Here is a 25994-nt window from a genome sequence, read left to right on the forward strand (position 1 = left end):
AATTCACCTCCGCCCCTAGTGTGCCCCGCCAGAAGCGTTTTACACCCGCAGCTCTATGGTGGAGCCGCCGGTGCGGGCCTTGTGCACCACCACCTGCCGGTCGATGCGGTCTTTCAGCGCCCCCACATGGGAGATGATGCCCACCAGACGGTCGCCCTCGGTCAGGCCGGAGAGCACCCGGATAGCCAGTTCCAGCGATTCCTCGTCCAGCGAGCCGAAGCCCTCGTCCAAGAACAAAGTGTCCAGCCGGATGCCGCCGGCGCTGCTCTGCACCTCGTCCGAAAGGCCAAGCGCCAGTGCCAGCGAAGCCTTGAAGCTCTCACCGCCGGAAAGGGTCTTTACGCTGCGGCGGGTGCCATTGTAGTGGTCGATGACGCCAAGGTCCAGCCCGGACTGGCTGCGCTGGTTCTCTGCGCCGATGCGTTCCAGCTCGTACTGCCCGGCGGTCATCTGCATCAGGCGGGTGTTGGCGTAGCGCAAAATGCGGTCCAGATAGTTCATCTGGATGTAGGCTTCCAGTTTGATCTTCTGCTTGCTGGTCAAAGTGCCGCCCGCTGTGGCAGCCAGCGCGCTGACCCACTGCCACCGGCTTTCCAGCGTCTGCCGCGCTTCGGCGGCCGCGCGGTACTGCGCCGCCGTTTTGCGGTTGGGCAGCAATTGTGCCGAAAGCTGCTTTTCCCGGCTGCGCAAAGTCTCCCGCGCGGCGGTCAGCGCGGTCTGCTGTGCGGTAAGTTCCTCGGCGCTGCGGGCGGGCAGCTCCTTTTGGGCGGCGGTCTGCTGTGCGGTCAGTGCATCCACGGCGGCTTCGGCGGCGGCAACGGTCTGCTCGGCCTGCTTCAGGCGGCGCTGTGCCGTGTCCATGCCGGCGCGCAGGGTGCGGCGGTCGGCTTCCAGCTTGTCCAGTGCCGCCTGCGCGTCCGCGCGCCGGGGGTAGGGCAGGGCGGCGCGCCGCTCTGCGATCTGCTCTTCCAACGCGTCTGCGCTGGCATTCTGGGCGGCGGCGTTGCGGTCAGCTTCGGCAGCGGCCTGTTCCAGCGCCGGGCGCTGGCGGGTCTTGTTTTGCCGGTCAGCTTCCAGCTGTGCCTTGCGGCGGCAGTCAGCTTCGGCCTGTCGGCACTGGGCGGCACAGCCGGCCTGTGCCGTCTGCAAGGAAGCGCTTTCCTCGGCCAGAACGTTGGTCATCAGGGCAAAGGTGAGGGGCACCGTGCCCTCCGGGGCGGTAAAGCGCTCCGGCAGCAGGGTCTCGGCGTCCCGCCGGAGAGAGATCTTTGCTTCGTTGGCAGTAGCCAGTGCGCTCTGGGCGGCAGCGCTGGCAGTCTGTGCCTGCCGGTCAGCCGCGGCAGCAGCCTGCCGTGCAGCTTCCACCTGCGCCTGCGTGGGTGCGGTATGGGGCAGCAGGGCGCGGGCAGGGTGATGGGTACTGCCGCACACCGGGCAGGGTGCGCCCTCGGTCAGGCTCTCGGCCAGCAGTCCGGCCTGTGCGTCCAAGAATGCCCGTTCCAGCGTATTCTGCCGGGTGCGGGCTTCGTCCTGTGCGGCGGCAGCGGCGCGGTAGCTCTCCTGCGCCTTGTGGGCGCGTTTGGCCTGATGCTGGCATTCCGCAAGGCGCTGTTCCAGCTTTGCCAGCGCTTCGCCGCGCTGTGCCAGCTGGGTGCTGCGGGTTTGCAGCGCCAGCAGCCGGGTGTCCGCGTCTGCCAGTGCGGAAAGTTCGGTCTCAGCGGCGGCAAGGGCGGCGTTCAGACTGTCCAGCTGGGTGCGCCGCTTGTGCGCCTGTGCTGCCGCCAGCCGGGCGGCGTCCCGCGCTTCGGTCTGCTGGCGGCAGAGGGCGTCCAGCGCGTCATAGGCCGCAAGGGCGCTCTGTGCCTGCGTCACCTGCGCGGTGAGGGCATCCAGCTGCGCAGCGTCCCCGGCGTGGCGGTCGGCTTCGGCGCGGGCAGCGTCCAGTGCGGGCCTTGCGGCGGCAAGCTCTGCCTGCCGGGCGGTCAGCTGCTGCGCCAGCCGCTGTGCCTGTGCGGCTGCACCCAGCTGCCGCTGCACCGTGTCCAGCTGTGCTTCGGTGGTTTGCAGGGCGGTGCCGGCTTCTTCCAGCGCCGCCGCCTGCCGTGCGGTCAGGGCGTCCAGTAAAGTAAGCGCCGTTTCCGGCACGGTCTGGGCGCACAGGGCGCACAGCGCCTCGGCGTCTGGGTCCTCCGGGCTGAATTGCAGCCCGCCCAGCAGGCTGTCCAGCTTGGCGTTCTGAGCGGTGCGCTGCTGGTTCAGCGCGGCGGCTTCTGCCTGCAAACGCTCCTGCAGTTGGGCATAGCGCTGGGTGCGGAACAGCTTGCGGAAGATGCGGCTGCGCTCCTCCGTAGAAGCGTTGAGCAGCTTTGTGAACTGCCCCTGCGCAATGAGCACGATCTGGGAAAACTGGTTATAGTCCAGCCCGATGATCTCCTGCACGGCGGCGGTCACGTCCTTCGCCTTGGTCACCGGAGGGCGGGTGTCCGGGTAGGTCAGGGTGGCATCTGCTTTTTCGGTGGTCATGCCCTCGCCCCGGGCCTTGGGGCGCTGATACTCCGGGTTGCGGCGCACCGTGTAGCGCACACCGTGCACCTCAAATTCCAGCTCCACAAAGGTGGGGGTTTTGTCGTCTGCGTACTTGCAGCGCAGCATGGAGCCCTCCCGGATGCCGCTGCTGGAATGATCGTACAGCGCGTAGGTGATGGCGTCAAAAATAGTGGTCTTGCCCGCGCCGGTGTCGCCGGTAATGAGATACAGCCCGCCTTTGCCCAGTTTTTCAAGGTCAAGGGTAGTCTGGGCGGCATAGGGGCCAAAGGCCGAAAGGGTCAGTCGCAGCGGTCTCATAGGGTGTCGCCCTCCTTCCAGATCTCCTCAATCAGCGCTTGGCAGAACGCCGTCTGCTCGGCGGTCAGGGGCTGGTTATTCTGCAGCTGGTAGAAGGCTGCCAGATGCTCCAGCGGGGAGATGCTCTCGGTGCGCTCCGGGGCGCAGATCTCCTGCTGCTGGCGGGTGCGCTGGTTGTCGTAGTCCAGCTGCATCAGGTTGGGATAGATGACCCGCAGCCGCGCCAGCGCATCCGGCACATCCTGCTCGTCGGTCAGGGTGATGTACAGGTAATCGTCCACGGCGGTGCCCTCGTAGCGGCTGCGGTCGGTCAGTTCCATGTAGCTGCCCCGCAGCCCGCGCAGCTCGTGCCGGGGGGTCAGGGGCGCGGTGGTGATGTGCACTTCGCCCTTTGCACCCAGCTCCACAAAGGTGGCGCTTTTGCACTGCCCCGCCTCCGAGAAGGAGTACTTCAGCGGCGTGCCGCAGTAGCGCAAGGTCTCCCGCCCCACCTTCTGCGGGCTGTGCAGATGCCCCAGCGCCACATAGTCAAAGGCATCGAACAGGGCGGCGTCCACGCTGTCCACCCCGCCCACCGAGGGTTCTTCGCTCTCGCAGGCGGCAGCACCCGCCACAAACTGGTGCGCCACCAGCACGCTGCGGTGGCCGGGGTCCGGGGTGCAGTGCCGCAGCACGCAGGCAAGGGCATCATTGTAGCTTTCAATGGGCTCGTCCGGCCAGACGTGCCGCACCATGGCGGGCTTCAAAAAGGGCAGTAAGTACACATCCACCGTGCCGTGGGCATCCTGCAAAGGGATGGGCTGCGGCGCACCGGTGAACACCGGGCTGACGTAGACTTGGCTGTCGGCCAGCAGGGCAGAGCCAAAGGCCACCCGGTCGGCGGAATCGTGGTTGCCGCTGATGGCGAACACCGGCAGCTTCCGCGCCGCCAGTTGGGTAAGGAACCAGTCCAGCAGCCGCACCGCTTCGGCAGGGGGAACGGGCTTGTCGTAAAGGTCGCCTGCCAGCAGCACGCCGTCCACAGGGGTCTCATCCAGCAGGGTCAGAATTTCTTCCAGAATATACCGCTGATCCTCCAGCATGGAAAACTCGCACACCCGCTTGCCCAGATGCAGGTCGGACAAATGCAGAAAACGCAAACAGGAACACCGCCTTTCAAAAAACGCTTTGCCCTATTATAACGCAGCCGCCGCTGCACGCGCAACCAAGGAGAACAGAAAAACGGACAACTGCTGTTTGCCGTTGCGACCCCTTCTGTGAAAATGGGACACCGGAGCGTCCGCAGACGCTCCGGTGTCCCAAAATTTAAAATGATTTTTCCGCTGAATATGGCCAAAGCGCACGCGGAGGCCATTCCAAATCGTTTTACGGTCTGCGTATATCAGAACATCTTTTCCCAAGTGGCGTAGCCCACGCTGCCGTCTGCCGTCAGACCGTTGCGCCGCTGGAACCGCTGCACGGCGGCAGCGGTGGCTGCACCGTATTTTCCGTCATCCTTCAGCCGCTCGCCCAGAGAGTTGAGCTTTTGCTGCACCAGCCGCACTGTGCCGCCGGAGGAGCCGGTGTGCAGCACGATGCCGGGGTAGGGCACTTTCAGCCCGTGCTTTGCGGTGTAGCGGGTGTAGAGCACGTTCCATGTGTTCTGCCCCACCTTGCCGTCCATGTTCATCTTGTTTTTCAGCTGGAACTCCTGCACGGCGCGCTGGGTGCTTGCGCCGAATTTGCCGTCCGGCTTCAGCGCATCGTACCATGTGCACGCATCGCGCACGCCGTTGAGCCACGTCTGTACAAGTGCCACGTCCGGCCCGGAGGAGCCGCGCTGGAGCAGGGAATAATAACCGGGAATCGCCATAAGGGGATCCCTCCTTTCCCTCCATGCTATGCTCCGGCGGGGTGCGGCGTCACCCCGCCAGCAGCACTGTCTGCCGCCGGGCAGTCAGCCGGTGCGCCCAGTCCACCAGCCGGAACCGCAGGATGTACTGCCCGCAGACAAGGTCGTTCTCCGCAGGCAGGGCGTAGCCACCCTGCGCAAAGCTGCACAGCCCCGGGTATAGCACACACCACCAGTTGCGCCCGCCGCCACTGCCAATATCAATGCGCACGGCATCGTACCGCCCGGCGGGCAGCTGACCGGTGGGGTAGCGCCGGGCGGGGAAGTACATATTCACGAGATACACCCGCACCGGGGCATGGATGCCCTGCGCGGCAAGTGCCCGCTGCGCCGCCAGCTGAAACTGCAAAAGCTGCCCCGCCGCCCACGCTCGCGCCTCCGGTGCGCTTTGCGCCGGGCACTGCTGCATCACGGCCAGCACGGCGTCCCGCACCCGGAGCTTGGCACTCTGGTCGGCCACGGCATTGCTGGCTGCCCGGATGTGCAGCCGCAGGGTGTCGGCGCACAGCGCTGCCCCTGCATCCAGCTGGGTGCGCCCCCAGCACAGCCCCTGCAAAGCGCCGCATAGCGCAAAGCCCGCCAGCAAGCTGGCGCACAGCAGCCGCATTTGCCGGACGGAAAGCGGCTTTAAGAAAAAACGCACCATAAAAACAGACCCCTCTTCTGGAAATGATAACCAGAGGATGGGTCTGTTGCGGCGGGGTTATACAAAAAAACTCTCCGCCATTACTGCAAAATGACGGAGAGGGAGTTTATGTTAGTTCTTCAAAGACTGCATGGGTGCGGGCAGGCGGCCGCCGCGGTTGATGAACACCGAGGGGTCGTGGCTGTTTACCGGCATGATGGGACCGTAGCCCAGCAGGCCGCCGAAGTCCAGCACCTCACCGGCCTTGCGGCCAATGGCGGGGATGACGCGCACGGCGGTGGTCTTGCTGTTCACCATACCAATGGCGGCTTCGTCCGCGATCAGGGCGCTGATGACGGCGGGGGTGGTGTCGCCGGGGATGATGACCATATCGATGCCCACAGAGCAGACGGCGGTCATGGCTTCCAGCTTTTCAATGGTCAGGCAGCCGATCTCGGCAGCGTGGATCATGCCGGCATCCTCACTGACCGGGATAAAGGCACCGGACAGACCGCCAACGTGGTTGGAGGCCATCACGCCGCCCTTCTTCACAGCATCGTTCAGCAGGGCAAGGCAAGCGGTGGTGCCGCAGCAGCCGCAGGTCTCCAGACCCATCTCTTCCAGAATATTGGCCACGCTGTCGCCGATGGCAGGGGTGGGAGCCAGAGAAAGGTCGATGATACCGGCGGGCACGCCCAGTGCCTTGGAGGCAAGGTTTGCCACCAGCTGGCCTACGCGGGTGATCTTGAAGGCAGTGCGCTTGACAAGCTCTGCCACCTCGTCAATGGGGGCGTCCTTGGGCAGGCGTGCCAGCGCGGCGCGCACAACGCCCGGGCCGGAAACGCCCACATGGATCTCGCAGTCCGGCTCGCCGGGGCCGTGGAAGGCACCGGCCATGAAGGGGTTATCCTCCGGGGCATTGCAGAACACCACCAGCTTGGCAGCGCCGATGCACTGACGGTCGGCGGTCAGCTCGCTGGCCTTCTTCACGGCCTCGCCCATCAGCTTGATGGCGTCCATGTTCAGACCGGCCTTGGTGGCGCCGATGTTCACCGAGCTGCACACGATGTCGGTCTCGGCCAGTGCGCGGGGGATGGATTCGATCAGGCGGCGGTCACCGGCAGAAAAGCCCTTGTGCACCAGTGCGCTGTAGCCGCCCACAAAGTTGACGCCCACCTTTTTACCGGCGGCGTCCAGCGTCTTTGCAAAGTCCACAGGGTCTGCCTCCGGGCAGGCACCCAGCAGCATGGCAATGGGGGTAACGCTGATGCGCTTGTTGATGATGGGGATACCGTACTCGGCGCTGATGTGCTCCACGGTGGAGACAAGGTTCGCAGCCTTGGTGGTGATCTTGTTGTAGATATTCTCGCAGGCCTTTTTGGGGTCCGGGTCGATGCAGTCCAGCAGGCTGATGCCCATGGTCACGGTGCGCACGTCCAGATTATCCTGCGTGAACATCTCGATGGTCTCCAGGATATCCCCGGTGTTAAACATACTCATAGCGGTTGCGGGCTCCTTTCCGGCTCAGATGGTGTGCATGGCGTCAAAAACTTCCTGACGGGTCACGTTGATCTGCATCCCCATCTCGGCGGCAAGCGCATCGGTGCGCTTGTGCAGCTGGTCGTGGTCAACATTGCAGTTGGAAAGATCCACCAGCATGATCATGGCAAACATCCCCTGCAGGATGCTCTGGGTCACATCCTCGATGTTGATGTTCAGTTCGGTGCACAGACCGGCCACCTTTGCGACAACGCCCACGGTATCGTGTCCAATGACGGTAATGAAAGCTTTCATGGTTTCCACCCTCGTTTTCCTTATAGTGATTGGTGCCGCCAAAGACCCGGCACACGCTTACCCTTCCAGTATAGCAGATTTAGCAAATTTTGAACACACTTTTTGTAAAAAAGAGCAGAATCCGGGGGCAAAAGACATTCTATATAAAAATCAAGTGCATTCTGCCGGGGCTTGTGCTATACTTATATTTAATTTCCCGCGGATTTCCGTGTAGAGGGTTGATAAGGAGTATATGACAATGGAACAGCTTTTGAAGATTCTGGAAAACAACGCCCGGCTGCCCGTGGAGGACATTGCCACCATGCTGAACAAATCCCCCGCCGAGGTGGCGGCGATGATGGACCTTGCCCGGGCACAGGGCATCATCAAGGGCTACAAGACCCTTGTGGACTGGGAAAAGGCCAAGGTGAACCGCGTGGAGGCAGTCATCGAGCTGAACGTCAGCCCCAAAAAGAGCCGCGGCTTTGACGAGATCGCTGCCACCATCGCCGCCTTTGACGAGGTGGAGAGCGTGCTGCTGATGAGCGGCGGGTACGACCTGCAGCTGGTGATCAAGGGACAGACCTTCCAGGAGATCGCCCTGTTTGTGGCAAAGCGGCTCTCGCCGCTGGACGATGTGCTGTCCACCGCCACCCATTTTGTGCTGCGCACCTACAAAAAAGAGGGGCGGCTGTATCAGGATGAAGAAATTGATGAAAGAGAGTGCACGGTGCTGTGATGGATTATGATAAACTGATCGCGCCTGCCGCCAAGGCCATGCGCCCCTCCGGCATCCGCAAATTTTTCGATCTGGCCGCCGAAATGCCCGAGTGCATCAGCCTTGGCGTAGGCGAGCCGGACTTCAAGACCCCGTGGGCTGTGCGCGAGGCCGGCATTGAAAGCCTTGAGCATGGCCGCACCCGCTATACCTCCAACGCCGGCTTAAAAGAGCTGCGCGCCGAGATCAGCCGGTACTTGGAGCGGCGCATGAACCTGCGCTACGACCCCATGCGGCAGATCCTTGTGACCGTGGGCGGCAGCGAAGCCATTGATATGTGCATCCGCACGCTGGTCAAGCCCGGGGACGAGGTGATCATCCCGGAGCCCTGCTTTGTGTGCTACGAGCCCATCACCACCCTGTCCGGCGGCGTGCCGGTGCACGTTGCCTGCCGTCAGGAGGACGAGTTCCGTCTGCGTGCCGATGCACTGAAGGCAGCCATCACCCCCAAGACCAAGCTGGTCATCATGCCCTTCCCCAATAACCCCACCGGTGCGGTGATGGAGCGGGAGGATCTGGAAGCAGTGGCTGAGGTGCTGCGCGGCACCGACATCATGGTGCTGTCCGATGAAATTTACGCAGAGCTGAACTACGGTCTGCGGCCGCACGTTTCCATTGCCACCCTGCCCGGCATGGCAGAGCGTACTATTGTGGTGAACGGCTTTTCCAAGAGCTACGCCATGACAGGCTGGCGGCTGGGCTACGCCTGCGGCCCGGAGGCGGTCATTAAAATTATGACCAAGATCCACCAGAGCGCTATTATGAGCGCCCCCACCACCAGCCAGTACGCCGCCATCACCGCCCTGAAAGAGTGTGACGGCGAGATCGATCGGATGCGGGACGAGTACAATATGCGCCGCCGTCTGGTGGTGCGCAGCTTCAACGATATGGGTCTGACCTGCTTCGAGCCCCGGGGTGCGTTCTACGCCTTCCCCTGCATCAAGAGCACCGGCATGAGCAGTCAGGAGTTCTGCACAAAGCTTTTGGAGCAAAAGCACGTTGCCATCATCCCCGGCGATGCCTTTGGCGCTTCCGGCGAGGGGTACTGCCGCGTTTCCTACGCTTACAGCGTGGAGCACCTGACCGAGGCGCTGAAGCGCATCCGGGAGTTTTTGGTGGAAAACAACATCTACCACGGCAACTGAGGAGGAACACAGATGGAACGGCGAGAGCGGAGAAACGCAGTGACCGTGCTGGCCCCGGCCAAGCTCAATCTGGCACTGGATGTAGTGGGCCTGCTGCCCAATGGCTACCACGCGCTGGACATGACCATGCAGACCATTACCCTGTACGAGCGGGTGATGCTGCGCCGCAGCGCCGGGCTCAGTCTGCGTCTGCCGGGCAGCCTTGTGCAGCCCAACGATAAAAATACCGCCATCAAGGCGGCGCTGGCGTTCTTCTACTACACCGGTCTGCTGGCGGGGGTGGATATCACCATCTACAAAAACACCCCGGTGCGGGCGGGCATGGCGGGCGGCAGCGCAGACGCAGCCGCCGTGCTGGTGGGTCTGAATGCCCTGTACGGCGCAAAGCTTTCCATGAGCGAATTGTGCGCGCTGGGCGCAGGCATCGGCGCGGACGTGCCCTTTGCCCTGATGGGCGGCACCTGCCGGGTGCAGGGCGTGGGTGACCTGCTCAAGGCGCTGCCCCCTGTGCCGGACTGCTGGTTCACGGTGGTGATGCCGGACTACGGCGTGTCCACCCCGGAGGCCTTTGCCGCCTATGATACCGTGGGCAGCAGCACCCACCCGGACTGTGAGGCGCAGGAAAAGGCTATCCGCGCCGGAAACTTGGACGCCGTATGTGCTGCCGCCGGGAATGCGCTGGAAGAGTGCAGCGGCGCAAAGGATAACGAAGCAATCAAGTCCCTGCTCCGGGCGCACGGCGCTGTTACCGCCCTGATGACCGGCAGCGGTGCAGCAGTGTTCGGCGTGTTCCGGGACGAAGCTGCCGCCAGAGCCGCCGCAGCGGCAGCAAAGCGGCAGTGGCCGCAGGTCTACGTTGCCAAGCCCGACCGCGGCGGTGCCCGGGTGATCCGCTAAAAAAAGTATAAACCTCCTTCCCGCAGGGCATACTGAACCCAAAGGAAGGAGGTCTTTTTTGTGCAGACCTTTTACAAAATCTGCCTGCTGCTGCTCATTGTGGGCGGCGTGAACTGGGGGCTCGTGGGGCTTTTTCAGTTCGACCTTGTGGGCTGGCTGCTGGGCGGCAGTACCTCGGTGTGGTCCCGTATCGTGTTTGCGCTGGTGGGCTTGGCTGCTCTTGGCTGCATTCCGAATCTGTTCAGCGAGGAACCGGAGGAAGAATAACAAAACGGCTGCTGCACTTAACAGTGCGGCAGCCGTTTGTGCATTGCAGCGCTTCCGGTAAAAAAACAGGTCTGGAAAATCTTTGGATTTTCCAGACCTGATAATAAAAAGCGTTTTCTGCGTGGATTACTGGTCGTTGTCCACATCGTCCCAGCCGATAAGGTCGGGCAGGGTCAGCGTCTCGTCCGAGCAGTGGTGGCTTGTGCGGCGCTGGTCGGCAGCTTTCGTATGGATCACCTCGCGGGCAAGCTCCCGGATGGCAACGCAGTCCTCCGGCAGGTCGGTCTGGCTGCGGCCGGAGTGGGTGAACAGAATCTTGCCCTCGTGGCCGACGATCAGGGTCATGGGCAGGATCTGCGGAGCATTGCGGTCGTAGTGATAACCGGCATCCCGGGCGCTTTTGTAGATGCGCTGGGCAGAAAAGCTCCAGCTCAAAAGCCCGCGTGCCTGCTCCACCCCCAGATAACTGTATAGCACACCCGGCGCATCGCAGATGATGGGGAAGGGAAACTCCTTCCCCTGCGTAGCCTCGGCCACCGCGCGGGGCGCTGAGCGCACCACACACGCCAGCCGTACACCCCGCAGCCGCGGCAGGGTCTTTAAGTAGCGGGTCAGGTATTCCCGGGTGACCGGGTGGTCGAACCCGGGCAGAAAGATCATGCACAGGGGTTCGGTGCCCGCACACAGGGCGTAAAAATCGTTGCCCGGGGTGGTGGGGGTGTCAAAGGTGAACCGGGGAATGGAAGTACCAACCAGATGCTCAGAACTCATGCCGCAATTGCACATCCTTTCAAATGGTGATAAAAAAATCCACAGCCGTGCCCTGTGTTTGCAGGGGCACAAGCGGTGGATTGGATTACTATAAAGATCCCGCCCGGTCGTCTGCGGCCAATCAAACCTACCCTTACGGACAGGTGGGTGCCCTGTCTCCGGAATCACGCTTCCTCATCGAGCCTCCATGGTCGACCCATGGCGGGGAGGTCTGCAATCCACCGGAGAACTCCGGGCTCCCGTTGAATGATTAGTAGGATCATACAAACCGCAACAAATCGAGCCGGGCAGGAAGTCTTGCACGGGTCAATCCGTCAAAGGACTTACTCGATATCGTAGTCCTCGCTCAGACGCTGCTCAAACAGCTTGCTGACTTCCATCAGCACCTCGTCGTCCTCTACAACGTCCAGATATTCGCCTTCGTCATCTTCCCCGACACTCAGGATCACCAGCTGGGCGTCCTCGTTCAGGTCCTCTTCGTTTTCGGCGTATTCCACAACAGCCAGATAATGCACACCCTTGTGGTCCAGCGCATCGATCACTTCAAAGGTGACCTCGTTGCCGTCCTCGTCCTCAAGGGTCATCAGGTCGGGCTGATATTCTTCTTCCGTATTGGGGTTCTTGATCTCGTCAGACATAATACGCTCCTGTATTGCTTCATCACAAAAAGCAGTTGATGCTGCGGGCTGTACCCCGCTTGGTCTGCTTATAGTGTAGCGTGTTTTGCCCGGTTCGTCAAGATGCTTTTTCGCACAGAAATCATTGGATAAATTTTCACGCAATTTCCTCTCGCACTGCCGCGCAGAATATGGTATACTACTGGTTGAATCTTTTGCGCTGCGCTGTGCAGCGTTGTAGTACAGTATATGGAACAGGGAGCGGGAGTATGTTGAAAAAATTAGGGGCAGTCTGTCTTGCGGCGGTGCTGCTGCTTACCGGCTGCACGCTGCGGCCACAGGAAAACGGCAACGCCGTCCAGAGCGTCAGCCGCCCGGCGGTGGAATCGGCCGAGCTGCAATTCACCCACCCGGCAGCGGGGGACACGGTTGCGGTGTTCGATACCTCTGCGGGTGTTTTCCGGGCGGTGCTCTTCCCGGAAAAGGCCCCGCAGGCCTGCGATAACTTTATTGGTCTTGTGCAGCAGGGCTACTACAACGGCCTTACCGTGAGCCGGGTGGAGAACCAGTTTGTGGTGGAAGCCGGGCAGGGCGCAGACGGCAAGGGCTCTACCATCTGGAAGGGCAGTCGCTACCCGGTGGAAGCATCGGACAGCCTGCACCACTACGCCGGGGCGCTGTGCATGGGCGTGGACGCTTCCGGCGCGTGCGCCAGCGTGTTCTATGTGGTGGAATCGCTGCCGGGAGAACAGTCGGTAACGCAGGAGCTGGTGGACCAGATGAATGCCGCCGGTTACCGCGCCGAGGTGGTATCCGCTTACCAGACGGCGGGCGGCGCGCCCTATCTGGACTACACCGATACCGTATTCGGGCAGGTGTACGAGGGCATGGACATCGTGGACACCATCGCCCAGACCGCTGTGGACGAAAACCAGAAGCCCACCACCGAGATCACCATCAACAGCGTGAGCATCGAGACCTATCAGGGATAAATAGTAAAGTCAAAAAATGATGCCTGTGCGTGAGCACAGGCATCATTTTTATATTTCCCCGGGGTGCTCCTTGCGCCATGCAAGGTAGTCCTCTAAAATCACCGTGGCGCTGACCGAATCCAGAATCTCCTTGCGGCGGCTGCCGTAGGTGCCGCTTTCGTCCAGAAGGTCGGCGGCGGCGCAGGTGGTCTGACGCTCGTCCCACATCCGCACCGGCAGGCCGCTCCAAAGTTCCACGGTCTTTGCCAGCTTGCGGCTCTTGGCGGCGCGCTCGCCCTCGGTGCCGTCCATATTCAGAGGCAGGCCGATCAAAATCATCTCGGCTTCGATCTCCTTGGCTACCTCGCATACCCGGGCGGCAACCTTGTTGCGCGCCTTTAAGGTGATCTGGGGCGTGATGGCGGTGGTCAGAAATTCGGTGCGGTCGCAGGTGGCAAGGCCGGTGCGGCTGTCCCCGTAGTCAACGGCTAAAATCTTCATACAAAGTCCCTTTCCGGTGTGCAGAATGTTTTTTTCAGTGTACCACAGCGGCGGCGGGATTGCAAAGAAAAGCGGTGGTTTTATCTTTGCTTTCGTGTTACAATAAAGACAAAAATCAACGAGCGGGAGGAGACCGAAATGCTGAAACTGGTTCTGGGCGCTTCCGGCAGCGGCAAAACCACCCTGCTGTATGCCCGCATCCGTGCCCGTGCCGAGGCGGGAAAGCGCAGCATCCTGCTGGTGCCGGAGCAGTTTACCTCCAGCACCGAAGCGCGCATCTACCGGGAGCTGGGGGATGCCCTTTCCGGCATGGTGGAAAGCTATTCCTTCACCAGTCTGGCCGAGCATATCCTTGCGGCGCTTGGCGGCGCGGCGGTGCAGACCCTGACCGATGCCGGGCGGGCGGTGCTGGTGCGCCGTGCGCTGGAGGAATTGCAGGATAACGTGCACTACTACTACCGCCACCGGCGCAGCGCGGCCTTTTGCCAGATGGCTGCAGAGACCATAGACGAGCTGAAAAGCGCCGGGCTTTCCGGGCAGCAATTGCAGGAGCTTGCCCGGGACTGCGGCACCGAGAGCGCAAAGCTGGGCGAGTTGGCGCTCATCTTTCAGGGCTACGAAAGCCTGCTGGCGGGCACCGGCATGGACCCCGCCGACCGTCTGGAGCTGGCTGCCGACCGTCTGGAAGCCGCGCTTGCCCGGGACGAGCTGCCGGACTTTCTGCGTGAGCGCGAGGTGTTCATTGATGAGTTCGACACCTTCAACGCGCCCAAAAAGCGGCTGATGGGCGCCATGCTGGCCGCTCTGCCCGCCGTGACGGTGGCACTGTGCGAGGATGGTGCACCCATGCAGCCCGGCGATCTGGAACTGTTCTCCGGTGCAAAGCAGGTGGCGGCGCAGCTGCGCCAGCTGGCGCGTAAAAACGGCGCACAGGTGGCAGCGCCGGAGCTGCTGCGGCGGGACCTGCGCCACAAAGACGCCCCGGGCCTTGCTGCCTTGACTGAGCTGCTGGAGACCGGCAGCTGCACCCCGCCGGAAAGCGCCCCGGAGCTGCGGCTGTTTGCCGCCGCCAGCCGGGAAGAGGAAGCCCGCTGCGCCGCTGCCGCCATCCGCCGCCTGATGCGGCAGGGGGTGCGCTGCGGAAAAATTGCGGTGGTCTGCCGCGATATCAGCCTGTACCGGGCTGCGGTGCGGTACGAGTTCCGTATGGCAGAGATCCCTCTGTACTGCGACGAACCCACCACCCCGGAGTTCAGCGCCCCTGCCACGGCAGTGCGGGCACTGCTGGCGCTGCTACGGGGCGCGGACATGACCGAGCAGCTGACCGTGCTGGCCAAGACCGGCCTGTGCGACCTGACCGAGCCGGAAGTCTGCGCGCTGGAAAACTATGCCTACACATGGTCGCCCAATGCAGCGGCGTGGCGGGCAGAATTTACCAAAAGCCCCCGGGGCTTCGGTGACGCCGAGCTGACCGAGGAGGATACGCTGAACCTGACCCGCGCCGAAAACGCCCGCAAAAAGCTGGTGACGGCGGTGGATACCCTGCGCAGCAAGGTGCGCAGCGCCAACGCGGAACAGATCAGCCGGGCGCTGTATTTCTGCCTGAAGGAACTGGGCGCAGAGGAGCAGCAGGCCGCGCAGGTGGAGGATATCCGCACCGCCCGGGGCATCCCGGCAGCAGAGGAAGCCGCCCGCGAGTGGAACGTGGTGATGCAGCTGCTGGACGAGATGGCGCGGCTGCTGGGCAGTCAGGGCATCACTGTGCCGGAGTATGAGGATCTTTTCAGCCTGCTGCTGCGCTCCTCTGATCTGGGGCACATTCCGCAGACCTTAGACGCGGTGGTGCTGGCAAGCGCCGGTAAAATGCGTCTGGATGCGCCGGACTATGTATTCGTGATGGGGCTTGCGGAGGGGGAATTCCCCTGCACTCCCGCAGAAAGCGGCCTGCTGACCCACGCCGACCGCGATTTGCTGATGGCAAAACAGATCGACCTGCCGGACTGCTTTGAGAACCGCGTGGTGCGGGAGCAGGTCTGTTTTTACAAAGCCCTTACCGCCCCGGCAAAGGGGCTGTGGATGAGCTGGCCGAAAGGGCAGGGACAGACCCTGTGCGCTGCGCTGGAGCCCATCGTGGAGGCATTGCAGCCCGCCGCGCCGCAGCTGGAACTGATCGACCTTGCTGCCACCCCCGCAGACGGCTTAGACGTGCTGGGCGGCGGCTGGCCGCTGACCGAGCTGGAGCGCGCCAGCCTGACCGAGGCGCTGCGCGCCCCCGGCGAAGGGGTACAGGCGCCCCGGGGGCTGGCACTGTTACAGCGCATGGAGCAGGACCCGCCCCGGCAGGTGCAGGATCTGCCCACGCTGGAAATGCTGCTGGGCAGGCGGCTGCACATCTCGCCCAGCCAGCTGGAAAAATATTATACCTGCCGCTACGGCTACTTTTTGCAGTATGTGCTGGGGCTCAAACCCCGCCGCCGTGCGGAGCTTTCGGCAGACCAGAGCGGTACCCTGATGCACTGGGTGCTGCAAATGGCGCTGGACCCCCACCCCGGGGCAGACAACCCCTGCGCCGGGCTGCGCCCCTTTTTGGAGCTGGACGATGCCGCCATGGCTGACCTTGCCGCCGCACTGGTAGACGAGTACGCGCGGCGCTACCTGCCGGAGGATACCGCACGCTTTGCCTACCTGCTCTCCCGGCTGAAAAAGAGCATGACCAGCCTGTTGTGCTATCTGCGGGACGAGCAGAACCAGTCCCAGTTCAAGCCCGTGGCCTGTGAGCTGAAAATAGGCCGGGGCGAGGACGCTGTGCCCGGACAGGTGTACCGCCTGTCGGACGGGCGCACGGTGCAGCTGGTGGGCACGGTGGACCGCGCGGACGAGTGGATCGAGGACGACGGCACCCGCTGGGTACGGGTGGTGGACTACAAGACCGGCAGCAAAAAGCTGGACTTGAAAGAGGTCTACTGCGGGCTGGACTGCCAGATGCTGCTGTATCTGTTCAGCCTGACCCGGGATTCCGGCGGGCGCTTTACCGGCGCACAGCCGGCGGGCGTGTTGTATCTGCTGGCCGACCCCGCCCCCCAGACCCTGCCCCGCGGGCAGGCTGCCCGGGCGGTGGAATACCAGCTGGACGGCCTTGTGCGGGACGAGCAGAAGATCTTTGACGCAATGGATGCGGACGAAACGGGCAAATATCTGCCCTTCGGCTACCGCAACGGTGCACCCAGCCCCTACCAGAAGGACAAACGGGCCGACAGCGCCAAGCTCAGCCGCATTCAATTGCATCTGGACGACCTTGTCACCCAGATGGGCGAGCAGCTTTACGGCGGGCAGATCGACGCCGAGCCGCTGGTGGTGAGCAGCAGCAAAAGCCCCTGTACTTGGTGCGATTACAGCTTTATCTGCTGCCACGAGACCGGGGTGCACGAGCGCGCGCTGGAAGCCCCCGCAAAGCCCTTTGAACCTGAGGAAGAACCCGAAGAAAAGGAGGAACAGCCGTGAGCGGACCCAAATGGACCCCGGCGCAGCAGGCCGCCATCGCCGACCGGGGCGGTGCGCTGCTGGTAAGCGCAGCCGCAGGCAGCGGCAAGACCGCTGTGCTGACCGAGCGTGCGGTGCAGCTGATCACCGACCCGGAGCACCCGGTCAATGCCGACCGGCTGCTCATCGTTACCTTTACCAACGCGGCGGCGGCAGAGCTGCGCGCCCGCATCGGGCAGGCGCTGCTGCACCGCAGCCAGCTGCAGCCCGGCAACGCCATGCTGCGCCGTCAGCGGATGCTATTGCAGCGTGCCCCCATCTGCACCATTGATGCTTTTTGTCTGAACCTGCTGCACAAGCATTTTCAGGCGCTGGATATCCCGCCGGATTTTGCCCCGGCAGACCCCGGCACGGTGCAGCTGCTGCGGGGCGCGGCGTTGGCTGAAACGCTGGAAAACGCCTACCGCGACCCGGATTTCTGCGCCTTTGCAGACCTGTACGGCAAGGGACGTACGGACAAGCCCGCAGGCGATGCCATTTTGCAGATCTACGACTTTCTGCGGGCGCTGCCGGATTACGACCGCAAGCTGGATGAATTTCTTGCGCCTTACGAGCAGGAAAACGGTTTTGCCGACACCTGCTGGCACGACCTGCTGCTGGCCGAAGCTGCCCGCTGCGCCAGGGCTGCGCGGGAACTGCTGACGGCAGCACTGGCCGACTGCCGTGCGGATTTTGCACAGGAGCAGGCAGCTGCTGAGGAAAAAAAGACCCCCACTGCCCGGGCAAAGGCACAGGCCGCGGTGGCAGAAAAATACGAGGAAGCCGGTACAAGGCTGGAAAAAGCCGCCGCCCTCTTTGCGCAGGCAGAGCAGCTGGCTGCTGCCGGGCAGTGGGACCCGCTGTACGACCTGCTCACCCCCTATGTGCTGGGCATGGAGGAAGCTCCCGGGCTGAAAGGCATGAAAAAGCGTCTGGGCGGCGACCACAAGGCGGAGATCAAGACCCGCTCGGACGAAGCCGCCGCCCTGTTCGAGCAGATGACCCAGCTCATCTGCTGCTCCGAGGCCGAAGCCGAGACCGACCGGCAGATCACCCTGCCCCGGCTGCGGGCACTGTTCGCCGCCGTGCGGGACTTCGATGCCCGGTTCACAGCCAGAAAGCGGGAGCGCAAGCTGCTGGAATTCAGCGATTTTGAACACCTTGCCCTGCGGTTGCTGCGCACCCCGGAGGGTACGCCTACCCCCTTGTGCGAGAACATCCGGCAGGACTACGCCGCCGTGATGGTGGACGAATATCAGGATACGAACGCCCTGCAGGACGCCCTTTACCGCTGCCTTGCCGCCCCGGCGGGAGATAACCTTTTCCTTGTGGGCGATTTGAAGCAGAGCATCTACCGCTTCCGGCAGGCAGAGCCGGGCATCTTCCGGCAAAAGCTGGACAGCTGGCCGCTGCTGCCGGGCGCAAAAGCCCGTCCCCGCCCGTCGGAGGGTACCCCGGGCACAGACGCACTGCTGGCGCTGGATGCAAACTTCCGCTCCGCACCGAAGGTAGTGGCGGGCATCAACTACCTCTTTGAGCAGCTCATGACCCCGGAGCTGGGCGATACCGCCTACGGGGACGGGCAGCGTCTGGTCTGCGGTGCACCCGGGGAATATCAGGGCAGCGTGGAAGTGCAGTTTCTGCCGGACGATGAGACGGAAACCGATGCGGGATGGATCGCCGAACGCATCGCGCAGCTGGTTTCTGCCGGGGAGCCGGTGCGGGAGGGTAGTACCACCCGCCCGGTGCGGTACGAGGACTGTTGCATCCTGCTGGCGGCGCGCACCGAGTTCCCGGCCTATGTAGAGGCACTGACCGCCCGGGGCATCCCGGTATACGCCGACGCCCGGGAGAACCTGATGCTTGCACCCCACATCCGTCCCCTCATCGCCCTGCTCAAGGTCATCGACGACCCCTCGCAGGATATCTATCTGGCTGCTGCCATGCTGGGCCCCATGTTCGGCTTTACCGAGGATGATCTTGTGCGGCTGCGCGCCCGCAGCCGTCAGGTGTCGGCAGAGCCGGACAAAAAGCCCGCCCGCATCAGCCTGTACGGCGCGCTGCTGCTGGCGCTGGAGGACCCGGCAGATGATCCCTTTACCGAGAAGGTGAAGGATTTCTACGCCCACCTTACCGCCCTGCGGCAGATGGCACGCAGCGCCCCGGCAGAGCAGCTGCTGGAGGAAATTTTTGCCTCCACCGGTTATCTGGCGGCGCTGGGCGTGCTGGAAAACGGTGCCCGCCGCCGGGAGGATGCCCGCCGCTTTGCCTCCTTCTGCGCCGCCTCCGGCACAGGCGGCATCTCGGCGCTGGTGCGCGCCATTGATGCCGCCGCGCAGGCCGGCAGCACCGGACAGGACACCGTGCCCAGCGGGGTGCACCCGGGGTGCGTGTCCATCATGACCATCCACCGCTCCAAGGGTTTGCAGTTCCCGGTGGTGTTCGTAGGGGATACAGCCCGCAAGTTCAATGCTTCGGATATCCGTCAGCCGGTGCTGGTGCACCGCACTTTCGGCGCGGGGCTGCGGCTGCGGCCGGAGAACGGTGAGGGCGCTTACAAGACCGCTGCCTACACCGCGCTGGCCAATGTCCACGCCAAGGAACTGCGCAGCGAGCAGATGCGCCTTTTGTATGTGGCGCTCACCCGCGCGCAGGATAAACTCATCCTCACCGTGCCCCTGAGCAGCGGCAAAACTGCAAAGCCCTTTGCCAAGGCGGCGGCTTTTCTGGCTGCCGGGGCGGGGGCTACGCTGCACCAGCAGGCCAACAGCTTTGCCGACTGGCTGCGGGCGGCGCTGCTGGTGCACCCGGACGGCGGGGTGCTGCGGCAGCTTTCCGGCAACCGGGAACTGCTGTTTGTGCAGACCGAAAGCATGATGAATATCAAAGTGTGCGACGAAGCCGTGCACTTGTCTGAGGAACTGGATGCAGATACGGCGGACGAAGCGCCGGAGACCGACTTGGCACTGGTGGAGAAGCTGCGGCAGGGCTTTGCGTGGCAGTACCCGGCGGCAGCGCTTGCACAGGTGCCCGCCAAGGTCAGCGTGACCAGCATCGTGCACAAGGCCGAACAGACCACGCTGGAGCGCCCGGGCTTCCTTTCCAAGGACGGCCTGACCGCCGCCGAGATGGGCACGGCGCTGCACGCCTTTTTGGAGCATGCGGACTTTGCCCGGTTGGCTGCGGCCAAGGCTGCGGGCAAGCTGGACAAGGCCATCCCGGCAGAGCGGGACCGGCAGGTGGCATTGCAGCTGACCGCCCCGGAGATCGCGGAAAAGCTGGATGCGGTGTGCATCCGCCGTTTTGTGGAAAGCGAAGCCTTTGCAAAGATCTGCGCCGCCGAGCAGGTGCTGCGGGAGCTGCCCTTCATCACGGCGCTGCCCGCCGGTGCAGTGCTGGCGGCGCAGGGGCACGAGGAACTGCCCGCTGCCGCAGACGCGCAGGTACTGGTGCAGGGTATTGCCGACCTTGTGCTGGTGTACCCGGACCATCTGGAACTGCTGGACTACAAGACCGACCGCCGCAAGGCCGAGAGCGACTTTTTGCGCGCCTACCGCGCCCAGCTGAACCTCTACGCCATTGCAATCGAAAAGCGCTTTGCCCCGAAAAAGGTGACCTATAAGGGCATCTACTCCTTTGCACTGGGCAAACTGATCGAGGCGTAAAAGGGAAAAGTCATATTTTTTCCAAAGAACGCATAAAAAGAGCTTGACAGGGCAGATAAAGCGTGGTAGAATAGCCGAGTAAAGAAAGCAGCTACGGCCCGTGCCGCGCTCGCCTTGCGGGAGAATGTCCCCGGGCTATACCCGAAACAGCAGTATATTTCTTTGAAAATGCTGCGGCTTTGTGTGAAATTTCGCGCGGCTGTCCAGAATATGGGCGGCCGCGTTTTCTATGCCAAATATTGCAACACTATGGATTTTGTTTGGAGGTGCATTCATTATCGCTACCGCTGGAAAGTCGAAGGAACTGGAGATCAACGGCCAGATCCGTGATCGTGAGGTTCGCCTGATCGGTGCAGACGGCGAGCAGAAGGGCGTTGTGTCCATTCAGGTGGCCATGCGCGCTGCAGAAGAAGCCGGGCTCGATCTGGTAAAGATCGCACCGCAGGCTGTGCCGCCTGTGTGCAAGGTGCTGGACTACGGTAAATACCGTTTTGAACAGCAGAAGAAGGAGAAGGAAGCCAAGAAGAACCAGAAGGTGGTCGAGGTCAAGGAGACCCGCCTTTCGCTCAATATTGACACCAACGACTTCAACACCAAGCTCAACCAGACTGCCAAGTTCCTGGCAGCCGGACACAAGGTAAAGGTTTCGATCCGTTTCCGCGGCCGCGAAATGGCGCACAGTGCTCTGGGCGCAGACGTGCTGAAGCGGTTTGCCGAGGCGCTGCCTCAGGCATCCACCGATAAGCCGCCCGTGCTCGAGGGCCGCACGATGTCCATTCTGCTGATCCCGAAACCCAATAAGGACTAATTTTAGGAGGAAACTAAAATGGCTAAGATGAAACTGAAGACGCACTCCGGCGCTAAGAAGCGCTTTAAGCTGACCAAGAACGGCAAGATCAAGCGTGGTCATGCATTCCGCAGCCACATCCTGACCAAGAAGACCACCAAGCTGACCCGTGGCTACCGTCAGCCCAGCTACGTTGATAAGACCAACGCAGCTACCATCAAGAGCATGCTGCCCTACGCCTAAGAGCGAGCCGCAGGTACACAAAACTTTCTACGAGATACTAAAGGAGATATAAAAAATGGCACGTATCAAAGGCGCAACCATGACCCACAAACGTCGTAAGAAGATGCTGAAGCTGGCCAAGGGCTTCTACGGCTGCAAGAGCAAGCACTTTAAGATGGCCAAGCAGCAGGTCATGAAGAGCGGTAACTACGCTCTGGCTGGCCGCCGCATGAAGAAGCGTCAGTTCCGCAACCTGTGGATCTGCCGTATCAACAACGCAGTTCGTCCTCTGGGCATGAACTACTCCACCTTTATGGCTGGCCTGAAGAAGGCAGGCATTGAGCTGAACCGCAAGATGCTGTCCGAGATGGCCATCAACGATCCCCAGAGCTTTGCCGCTCTGGTCGAGACCGTGAAGAACGCCTGATAAAGACCTTGCATCGTGACGCCCGCGCGTATACGCGGGCGTCCGTTTTGTATCCGGGCATTTTTTGCGGCCAGGGAAACAAGGCAACGGGGCAGCGCCCTGCCGCAGAAACCTGCGGCAGACGCTGCCCTTTTTCTATTATATCCAAAGCAGAACGCATACACACCTGTTCAGGAGGAACGCATGGACGAAAAGATCACCAGCCGGGAAAACGCAAAAATAAAATATGCCTGCCGCCTTGCTTCCAGCGCAGCATTCCGCCGTACTGAGGGGCGCTTTCTGGCCGAAGGGCGCAAGCTGTGCCCGGAGCTTTGCCGCGGTGCAGAGCTGGAGACCCTGTTTTATACCGAAAATGCGCTGGAAAAGTGCCCGGAACTTGCCGCTTTGCCGGGCGAGCACTATCTGGTAGAGGATCATGTGGCGGACAAGCTGGCAGACGTGGGCACCCATCAGGGTGTGTTCGGGGTGTTCTGCACCCCGGTGCATACCTTGGAGGAGGTGCGCCCCGGTGGGCGGTATCTGGCACTGGAGCGGGTGCAGGACCCCGGCAATGTGGGTACTTTGCTGCGCAGCGCAGCGGCCTTTGGATTTGATGGTGTCATCCTGAGCGAGGGCTGCGCCAGTGTCTACGCCCCCAAGACCCTGCGCGCCTCCATGGGCGCAGCGGTGCGCATCCCGGTCATTGAGACCGGTGCCATGCCGCAGGCCATCGCTCTGCTGCGGGAAAAAGGCATCACCTGCCTTGCGGCGGCGCTGTACCAGTCCCAGCCGCTCAGCGCGGCAAAGGCCGGGTATCCCGGCGGTGTCTGCGTGGTCATCGGCAGCGAGGGACAGGGTCTGACCGACGAGACCATCGCCGCCTGCAACAGCACGGTGCGCATCCCCATGACCGACCGGGTGGAAAGCCTGAACGCCGGCATCGCGGGCAGCATCCTGCTGTGGCACTTCCGGGAGGAGAGCCTGTGACCGGGCAGACCAGCCTGTTCCCGCCGGAGCCTGCACCCGACCCGCTGCTGTGCTGGCTGTGGCTGGCGCAGGTGCTGGGGCCTGCCAGTCTCCACGCCGGAAAGGTGCTGGACGCCTTTGGCGGCGCACAGGAGGCATGGGAAGCGCGGGAGACCGAGGAATTCCGGCAGGCGGCAGGGGATACGGCCTTTAAGCGGGCAGCACAGCTGGATGCAGAAAGTTTCCACACGCTGGTGATGCAGTGCGATGCCCTGCGGGTGCGCATCCTGCCCTTTGACGACCCGGACTACCCGCTGGCCTTTTCCCGTATCCCGGATATGCCGCTGGTGCTCTACTGCACCGGCGACCCCTGCTGGCTCAACGAGCCCGGGGCGGTGGGCATCGTGGGCAGCCGCAAGCCCACGGAATACGGCCTGAACGCGGCGGCAGATATCGGCGGCGAACTGGCAAAAAACGGAGCCATCATCGTCAGTGGTCTGGCCGATGGGCTGGACAGCGCCGGACACCGGGCGGCAGTGAAAAACGACTGCCCCACCATTGCGGTGATGGGCGTACCCATCGACCGCACCTACCCAGCAGCCAATGCCGCTCTGCGGCAGAAGATCGAGCGCAAGGGCTGCGTCATCAGCGAGTACCCGCCCTGCGGCGAGGGCGTAGGCCCCAACGGCTTTTTGCAGCGCAACCGGCTCATCGCGGCGCTTTCCTCTGCAGTACTGGTGGTGGAAGCGCGGGAAAAAAGCGGCACCATGTCTACCGTTGCCCACGCCGAGCGCTACGGCAAGCCGGTGTACGCCGTGCCGGGCAGCATCTATTCCCCCAATTCTGCAGGCACGAACGGCCTGCTGCGGGACGGACGCGCCCGGGCAGTGGCGGGTGCAGCCGACCTGTTGGCGGCGCTGGGCCTGCACACCCGGCAGGCAGCACCGGCTGCCGCAAAGCAGCCTGCACCCCTGAGCGATACCGAGCGCCGGGTGCTGGCGTGCATCGGGCCAAAGCCCGTGGGCATCGAGGAGCTGTGCGTGAGCACCGGCCTGTCCATGTCCGCGCTGCTGGGCACCCTGATGAAGCTGGAACTCACCGGCCGGGTGTACAAGCAGCCGGGGCAGCGGTATGTGCTGCGGTAAAATTGTGGAATATTTCCGCTGGTAAAGCACACAACAGCTGTGGTACAATAATATGAGCGAATGACCGTGCATCCCTTTGGGGGGCACGTTGCAGATAGAGGAGAAAAGAAGAAATGGCGAAACTGGTTATCGTGGAGTCGCCTGCAAAGGCGAAAACCATCGGCAAATATCTGGGCGATGACTACGAGGTCACCGCCAGCATGGGTCATATCCGCGATCTGCCCGCATCTCAGCTGGGCATTGATGTGGAGCATGGCTATACCCCGCAATACATCAGCATCAAGGGCAAGGAAAAGCTCATCAAGGAACTGAAGAGCAAGGCCAAACACGCCGACGGCGTGCTGCTGGCGACCGACCCGGACCGCGAGGGTGAGGCCATCAGCTGGCATCTGGCCAATATTCTGGGGCTGGACCCCCACGAGCCCAACCGCGTCACCTTTGACGAGATCACCAAAAAGGGTGTGAAGGAGGGCATGGCCCACCCCCGCGCCATTGACGAAGATCTGTTCAACGCCCAGCAGGCGCGCCGCGTGCTGGACCGTCTGGTGGGCTACAAGCTCAGCCCGTTTCTGTGGCGCAAGGTGCGCCGCGGTCTGTCCGCAGGCCGTGTGCAGAGCGTGGCGGTGCGGCTGATCGACGACCGGGAAAAGGAGATCGAAAACTTTAAGCCCGATGAATACTGGAACGTGGATGCCACCTTGGGTGCCGGGCACAAAAGCTTTGTGGCACGCCTTGCCACGGATGCCAACGGCAAAAAGCTGCTGCCCAAGAGCGAAGCCGAGGCGCGCGCCATCGAGAAGGGCTTGGAGGGCGCAAGCTATGTGGTGAGCGAGCTCAAGCGCGGCAAGCGCGCAAAGCAGCCCACCCCGGCCTTTATCACCAGTACCCTGCAGCAGGAGGCCTCCCGCCGGTTGGGCTTTACGGCCACCCGCACCATGCGCGCCGCTCAGACGTTGTACGAAGGCGTGGATATTGCCGGACACGGCATGATGGGTCTGATCACCTATATGCGTACCGACAGTCTGCGCATTTCGGACGAAGCTGTGGCCGCCGCCAAGGAGTATATCGCCAGTGCTTACGGCGAGGCGTATATTTGTCCCTATAAGCGCACATGGAAAACCAAGAGCGCCACGGCAGCACAGGACGCCCACGAAGCCATCCGCCCCTCTGTGCCGTCCCTGACCCCGGACGAGGTGGACAAGAGCATCAGCGGCGACACCGCAAAGCTGTACCGCATGATCTGGAGCCGCTTTATGGCCAGCCAGATGGCAGACTGCCAGCAGGACACCGTGTCGGTCACCGTCAGCGCGGCGGATTACCACTTCAAGGCCAGCGGCTACACTGTGACCTTTGACGGCTTTACCGCCTTGTACGAGGAAGCCACCGACGAAAAGGAAAAGAAGGAAACGAACCTTCCCCCGCTGGAACAGGGACAGGTGCTCAAGCTGCGGGAGCTGAAGAGCGAGCAGAAGTTCACCCAGCCGCCCGCCCGCTACACTGAAGCTACCCTCATCAAGGCGCTGGAAGAAAACGGCATCGGCCGTCCCTCCACCTATGCGCCCATCATCACCACCATCATCGACCGCGGCTATGTGGAGCGCGACCAGAAAAAGCTCAAGCCCACCCTGCTGGGACGGGCTGTGGACGGGCTGATGCTGGAGCAGTTCCCCCACATCGTGGACGTGGATTTCTCCGCCCAGATGGAGAAGAATCTGGATAAGGTGGAAAGCGGCAAGGCCGACTGGCGCAAGACCGTGGATGATTTCTATCAGGGCTTTGAGGCCAGTCTGGAGCAGGCCGAAAAGAACATGGAGGGCAAAAAGGTCAAGGTGCCGGACGAGCCTTCCAGCGAGGTGTGCGACCTGTGCGGCCGCCCTATGGTCATCAAGGTGGGCAAGTACGGCAAGTTTTTGGCGTGCAGCGGCTTCCCGGAGTGCCGGGGCACCAAGCGTCTCGTCAAGGATACCGGCGGCATCTGCCCCAAGTGCGGCAAGGGGCGTCTGCTGGAACGCAAGAGCTCCAAGGGACGCATCTACTACGGCTGCGAGCGCTACCCGGACTGCGATTTTATGACTTGGGATATGCCGGTGGCTACCAAGTGCGAAAAGTGCGGCAGCACCCTGTTCCGCAAGGGCGGCAAGCTGTACTGTGCCAAGGAGGGCTGCGGCTTTGAGATGCCGGTGCCCAAAAAGGATTAAAGGAAA

Annotated in this window: 22 protein-coding genes and 1 other RNA gene; 13 read left to right on the forward strand and 10 right to left on the reverse strand. The window is 62.5% G+C overall.

The window, feature by feature from the left end; translation table 11 throughout:
* Positions 1-39: 39 nt before the first annotated feature.
* The 6 genes from MTP36_RS04105 to MTP36_RS04130 form a co-directional block, all read right to left on the reverse strand.
* On the reverse strand, positions 40-2844 hold the full coding sequence (locus MTP36_RS04105; RefSeq protein WP_249253729.1) for an AAA family ATPase: 2805 nt from the start codon (positions 2842-2844) through the stop codon (positions 40-42).
* Positions 2841-3983: an exonuclease SbcCD subunit D gene (locus MTP36_RS04110; RefSeq protein ID WP_249253731.1), complete on the reverse strand. Its 1143-nt coding sequence runs from the start codon at positions 3981-3983 to the stop codon at positions 2841-2843. The genes MTP36_RS04105 and MTP36_RS04110 overlap by 4 nt, the downstream gene beginning before the upstream one ends.
* A 242-nt stretch (positions 3984-4225) precedes the next feature.
* Complete coding sequence (locus tag MTP36_RS04115) at positions 4226-4696, reverse strand: peptidoglycan-binding domain-containing protein (RefSeq protein WP_249253733.1); 471 nt, start codon at positions 4694-4696, stop codon at positions 4226-4228.
* A gap of 49 nt (positions 4697-4745) precedes the next feature.
* Positions 4746-5381, reverse strand: a complete 636-nt coding sequence (locus MTP36_RS04120; protein ID WP_249253735.1) for a stage II sporulation protein R — start codon at positions 5379-5381, stop codon at positions 4746-4748.
* Between the two features lie 111 nt (positions 5382-5492).
* Positions 5493-6854, reverse strand: coding sequence for a PFL family protein (locus tag MTP36_RS04125; protein ID WP_442900285.1), 1362 nt, complete (start codon positions 6852-6854; stop codon positions 5493-5495).
* 30 nt (positions 6855-6884) lie between these two features.
* Positions 6885-7154, reverse strand: coding sequence for an ACT domain-containing protein (locus tag MTP36_RS04130; protein WP_005928182.1), 270 nt, complete (start codon positions 7152-7154; stop codon positions 6885-6887).
* A 238-nt stretch (positions 7155-7392) separates the two neighbouring features.
* On the opposite strand from MTP36_RS04130, the gene MTP36_RS04135 reads away from it, so the two are divergent.
* The 4 genes from MTP36_RS04135 to MTP36_RS04150 are packed head-to-tail and all read left to right on the forward strand — an operon-like array spanning position 7393 to position 10220.
* Positions 7393-7872 carry an Lrp/AsnC family transcriptional regulator gene (locus tag MTP36_RS04135; protein ID WP_015536725.1) on the forward strand — a complete coding sequence of 160 codons (480 nt, stop codon included), beginning with the start codon at positions 7393-7395 and terminating at the stop codon, positions 7870-7872.
* On the forward strand, positions 7872-9056 hold the full coding sequence (locus MTP36_RS04140; protein ID WP_097778699.1) for a pyridoxal phosphate-dependent aminotransferase: 1185 nt from the start codon (positions 7872-7874) through the stop codon (positions 9054-9056). The genes MTP36_RS04135 and MTP36_RS04140 overlap by 1 nt, the downstream gene beginning before the upstream one ends.
* Positions 9057-9068: 12 nt before the next feature.
* A complete protein-coding gene (gene ispE, locus MTP36_RS04145) occupies positions 9069-9953 on the forward strand; it encodes a 4-(cytidine 5'-diphospho)-2-C-methyl-D-erythritol kinase (protein ID WP_249253739.1) in 885 nt (294 codons plus the stop codon).
* Positions 9954-10013: 60 nt separating this feature from the next.
* Positions 10014-10220, forward strand: a complete 207-nt coding sequence (locus tag MTP36_RS04150; protein WP_055185854.1) for a DUF378 domain-containing protein — start codon at positions 10014-10016, stop codon at positions 10218-10220.
* Between the two features lie 126 nt (positions 10221-10346).
* Here the strand turns inward: MTP36_RS04150 and MTP36_RS04155 are convergent, their stop codons facing one another.
* From MTP36_RS04155 to MTP36_RS04165, 3 genes are all read right to left on the reverse strand, one after another.
* Positions 10347-10991 (reverse strand): AhpC/TSA family protein, encoded by a 645-nt coding sequence (locus MTP36_RS04155; RefSeq protein WP_249253741.1) that lies wholly within the window; start codon positions 10989-10991, stop codon positions 10347-10349.
* A 92-nt stretch (positions 10992-11083) separates the two neighbouring features.
* Positions 11084-11288, reverse strand: a non-coding RNA gene (ssrS, locus tag MTP36_RS04160) — 6S RNA.
* A gap of 26 nt (positions 11289-11314) precedes the next feature.
* Positions 11315-11629, reverse strand: a complete 315-nt coding sequence (locus tag MTP36_RS04165) for a DUF1292 domain-containing protein (RefSeq protein WP_005928201.1) — start codon at positions 11627-11629, stop codon at positions 11315-11317.
* A gap of 248 nt (positions 11630-11877) precedes the next feature.
* Between MTP36_RS04165 and MTP36_RS04170 the strand changes: the two genes are divergently transcribed.
* The gene (locus MTP36_RS04170) at positions 11878-12600 is read left to right on the forward strand and encodes a peptidylprolyl isomerase (protein WP_249253743.1); all 723 of its coding nucleotides are present in this window, start codon (positions 11878-11880) and stop codon (positions 12598-12600) included.
* A 48-nt stretch (positions 12601-12648) separates the two neighbouring features.
* On the opposite strand, the gene ruvX is transcribed toward MTP36_RS04170, so the two are convergent.
* Positions 12649-13080, reverse strand: a complete 432-nt coding sequence (ruvX, locus tag MTP36_RS04175; RefSeq protein WP_015536729.1) for a Holliday junction resolvase RuvX — start codon at positions 13078-13080, stop codon at positions 12649-12651.
* Positions 13081-13218: 138 nt separating this feature from the next.
* Between ruvX and MTP36_RS04180 the strand changes: the two genes are divergently transcribed.
* From MTP36_RS04180 to topA, 8 genes are all read left to right on the forward strand, one after another.
* Positions 13219-16581, forward strand: coding sequence for a PD-(D/E)XK nuclease family protein (locus tag MTP36_RS04180; RefSeq protein WP_249253745.1), 3363 nt, complete (start codon positions 13219-13221; stop codon positions 16579-16581).
* On the forward strand, positions 16578-20264 hold the full coding sequence (locus MTP36_RS04185; RefSeq protein ID WP_249253747.1) for a UvrD-helicase domain-containing protein: 3687 nt from the start codon (positions 16578-16580) through the stop codon (positions 20262-20264). The genes MTP36_RS04180 and MTP36_RS04185 overlap by 4 nt, the downstream gene beginning before the upstream one ends.
* A 256-nt stretch (positions 20265-20520) precedes the next feature.
* On the forward strand, positions 20521-21072 hold the full coding sequence (gene infC, locus MTP36_RS04190; RefSeq protein WP_212792169.1) for a translation initiation factor IF-3: 552 nt from the start codon (positions 20521-20523) through the stop codon (positions 21070-21072).
* Between the two features lie 18 nt (positions 21073-21090).
* Positions 21091-21294: a 50S ribosomal protein L35 gene (rpmI, locus tag MTP36_RS04195; RefSeq protein WP_005928215.1), complete on the forward strand. Its 204-nt coding sequence runs from the start codon at positions 21091-21093 to the stop codon at positions 21292-21294.
* Between the two features lie 55 nt (positions 21295-21349).
* The gene (rplT, locus tag MTP36_RS04200; protein ID WP_005935552.1) at positions 21350-21700 is read left to right on the forward strand and encodes a 50S ribosomal protein L20; all 351 of its coding nucleotides are present in this window, start codon (positions 21350-21352) and stop codon (positions 21698-21700) included.
* A gap of 183 nt (positions 21701-21883) precedes the next feature.
* Complete coding sequence (locus MTP36_RS04205; RefSeq protein WP_249253749.1) at positions 21884-22666, forward strand: TrmH family RNA methyltransferase; 783 nt, start codon at positions 21884-21886, stop codon at positions 22664-22666.
* A complete protein-coding gene (dprA, locus tag MTP36_RS04210; protein WP_249253751.1) occupies positions 22663-23790 on the forward strand; it encodes a DNA-processing protein DprA in 1128 nt (375 codons plus the stop codon). Before MTP36_RS04205 ends, dprA begins: the two co-directional genes overlap by 4 nt.
* A 113-nt stretch (positions 23791-23903) precedes the next feature.
* Positions 23904-25988, forward strand: coding sequence for a type I DNA topoisomerase (topA, locus tag MTP36_RS04215; protein ID WP_249253753.1), 2085 nt, complete (start codon positions 23904-23906; stop codon positions 25986-25988).
* Positions 25989-25994 lie beyond the last annotated feature (6 nt).

It is taken from the genome of Faecalibacterium sp. I4-1-79, assembly GCF_023347235.1.
Taxonomy (GTDB): domain Bacteria; phylum Bacillota; class Clostridia; order Oscillospirales; family Ruminococcaceae; genus Faecalibacterium; species Faecalibacterium tardum.

What these genes read in the sequence shown, in the direction of transcription:
- MTP36_RS04105 (WP_249253729.1), bottom strand. Translation starts at nt 2,844, where the DNA reads ATGAGACCGCTGCGACTGACCCTTTCGGCCTTTGGCCCCTATGCCGCC.
- MTP36_RS04115 (WP_249253733.1), bottom strand. Translation starts at nt 4,696, where the DNA reads ATGGCGATTCCCGGTTATTATTCCCTGCTCCAGCGCGGCTCCTCCGGG.
- MTP36_RS04120 (WP_249253735.1), bottom strand. Translation starts at nt 5,381, where the DNA reads ATGGTGCGTTTTTTCTTAAAGCCGCTTTCCGTCCGGCAAATGCGGCTG.
- MTP36_RS04125 (WP_442900285.1), bottom strand. Translation starts at nt 6,854, where the DNA reads ATGTTTAACACCGGGGATATCCTGGAGACCATCGAGATGTTCACGCAG.
- MTP36_RS04130 (WP_005928182.1), bottom strand. Translation starts at nt 7,154, where the DNA reads ATGAAAGCTTTCATTACCGTCATTGGACACGATACCGTGGGCGTTGTC.
- MTP36_RS04135 (WP_015536725.1), top strand. Translation starts at nt 7,393, where the DNA reads ATGGAACAGCTTTTGAAGATTCTGGAAAACAACGCCCGGCTGCCCGTG.
- MTP36_RS04140 (WP_097778699.1), top strand. Translation starts at nt 7,872, where the DNA reads ATGGATTATGATAAACTGATCGCGCCTGCCGCCAAGGCCATGCGCCCC.
- ispE (WP_249253739.1), top strand. Translation starts at nt 9,069, where the DNA reads ATGGAACGGCGAGAGCGGAGAAACGCAGTGACCGTGCTGGCCCCGGCC.
- MTP36_RS04155 (WP_249253741.1), bottom strand. Translation starts at nt 10,991, where the DNA reads ATGAGTTCTGAGCATCTGGTTGGTACTTCCATTCCCCGGTTCACCTTT.
- MTP36_RS04165 (WP_005928201.1), bottom strand. Translation starts at nt 11,629, where the DNA reads ATGTCTGACGAGATCAAGAACCCCAATACGGAAGAAGAATATCAGCCC.
- MTP36_RS04170 (WP_249253743.1), top strand. Translation starts at nt 11,878, where the DNA reads ATGTTGAAAAAATTAGGGGCAGTCTGTCTTGCGGCGGTGCTGCTGCTT.
- ruvX (WP_015536729.1), bottom strand. Translation starts at nt 13,080, where the DNA reads ATGAAGATTTTAGCCGTTGACTACGGGGACAGCCGCACCGGCCTTGCC.
- MTP36_RS04180 (WP_249253745.1), top strand. Translation starts at nt 13,219, where the DNA reads ATGCTGAAACTGGTTCTGGGCGCTTCCGGCAGCGGCAAAACCACCCTG.
- rpmI (WP_005928215.1), top strand. Translation starts at nt 21,091, where the DNA reads ATGGCTAAGATGAAACTGAAGACGCACTCCGGCGCTAAGAAGCGCTTT.
- rplT (WP_005935552.1), top strand. Translation starts at nt 21,350, where the DNA reads ATGGCACGTATCAAAGGCGCAACCATGACCCACAAACGTCGTAAGAAG.
- MTP36_RS04205 (WP_249253749.1), top strand. Translation starts at nt 21,884, where the DNA reads ATGGACGAAAAGATCACCAGCCGGGAAAACGCAAAAATAAAATATGCC.
- topA (WP_249253753.1), top strand. Translation starts at nt 23,904, where the DNA reads ATGGCGAAACTGGTTATCGTGGAGTCGCCTGCAAAGGCGAAAACCATC.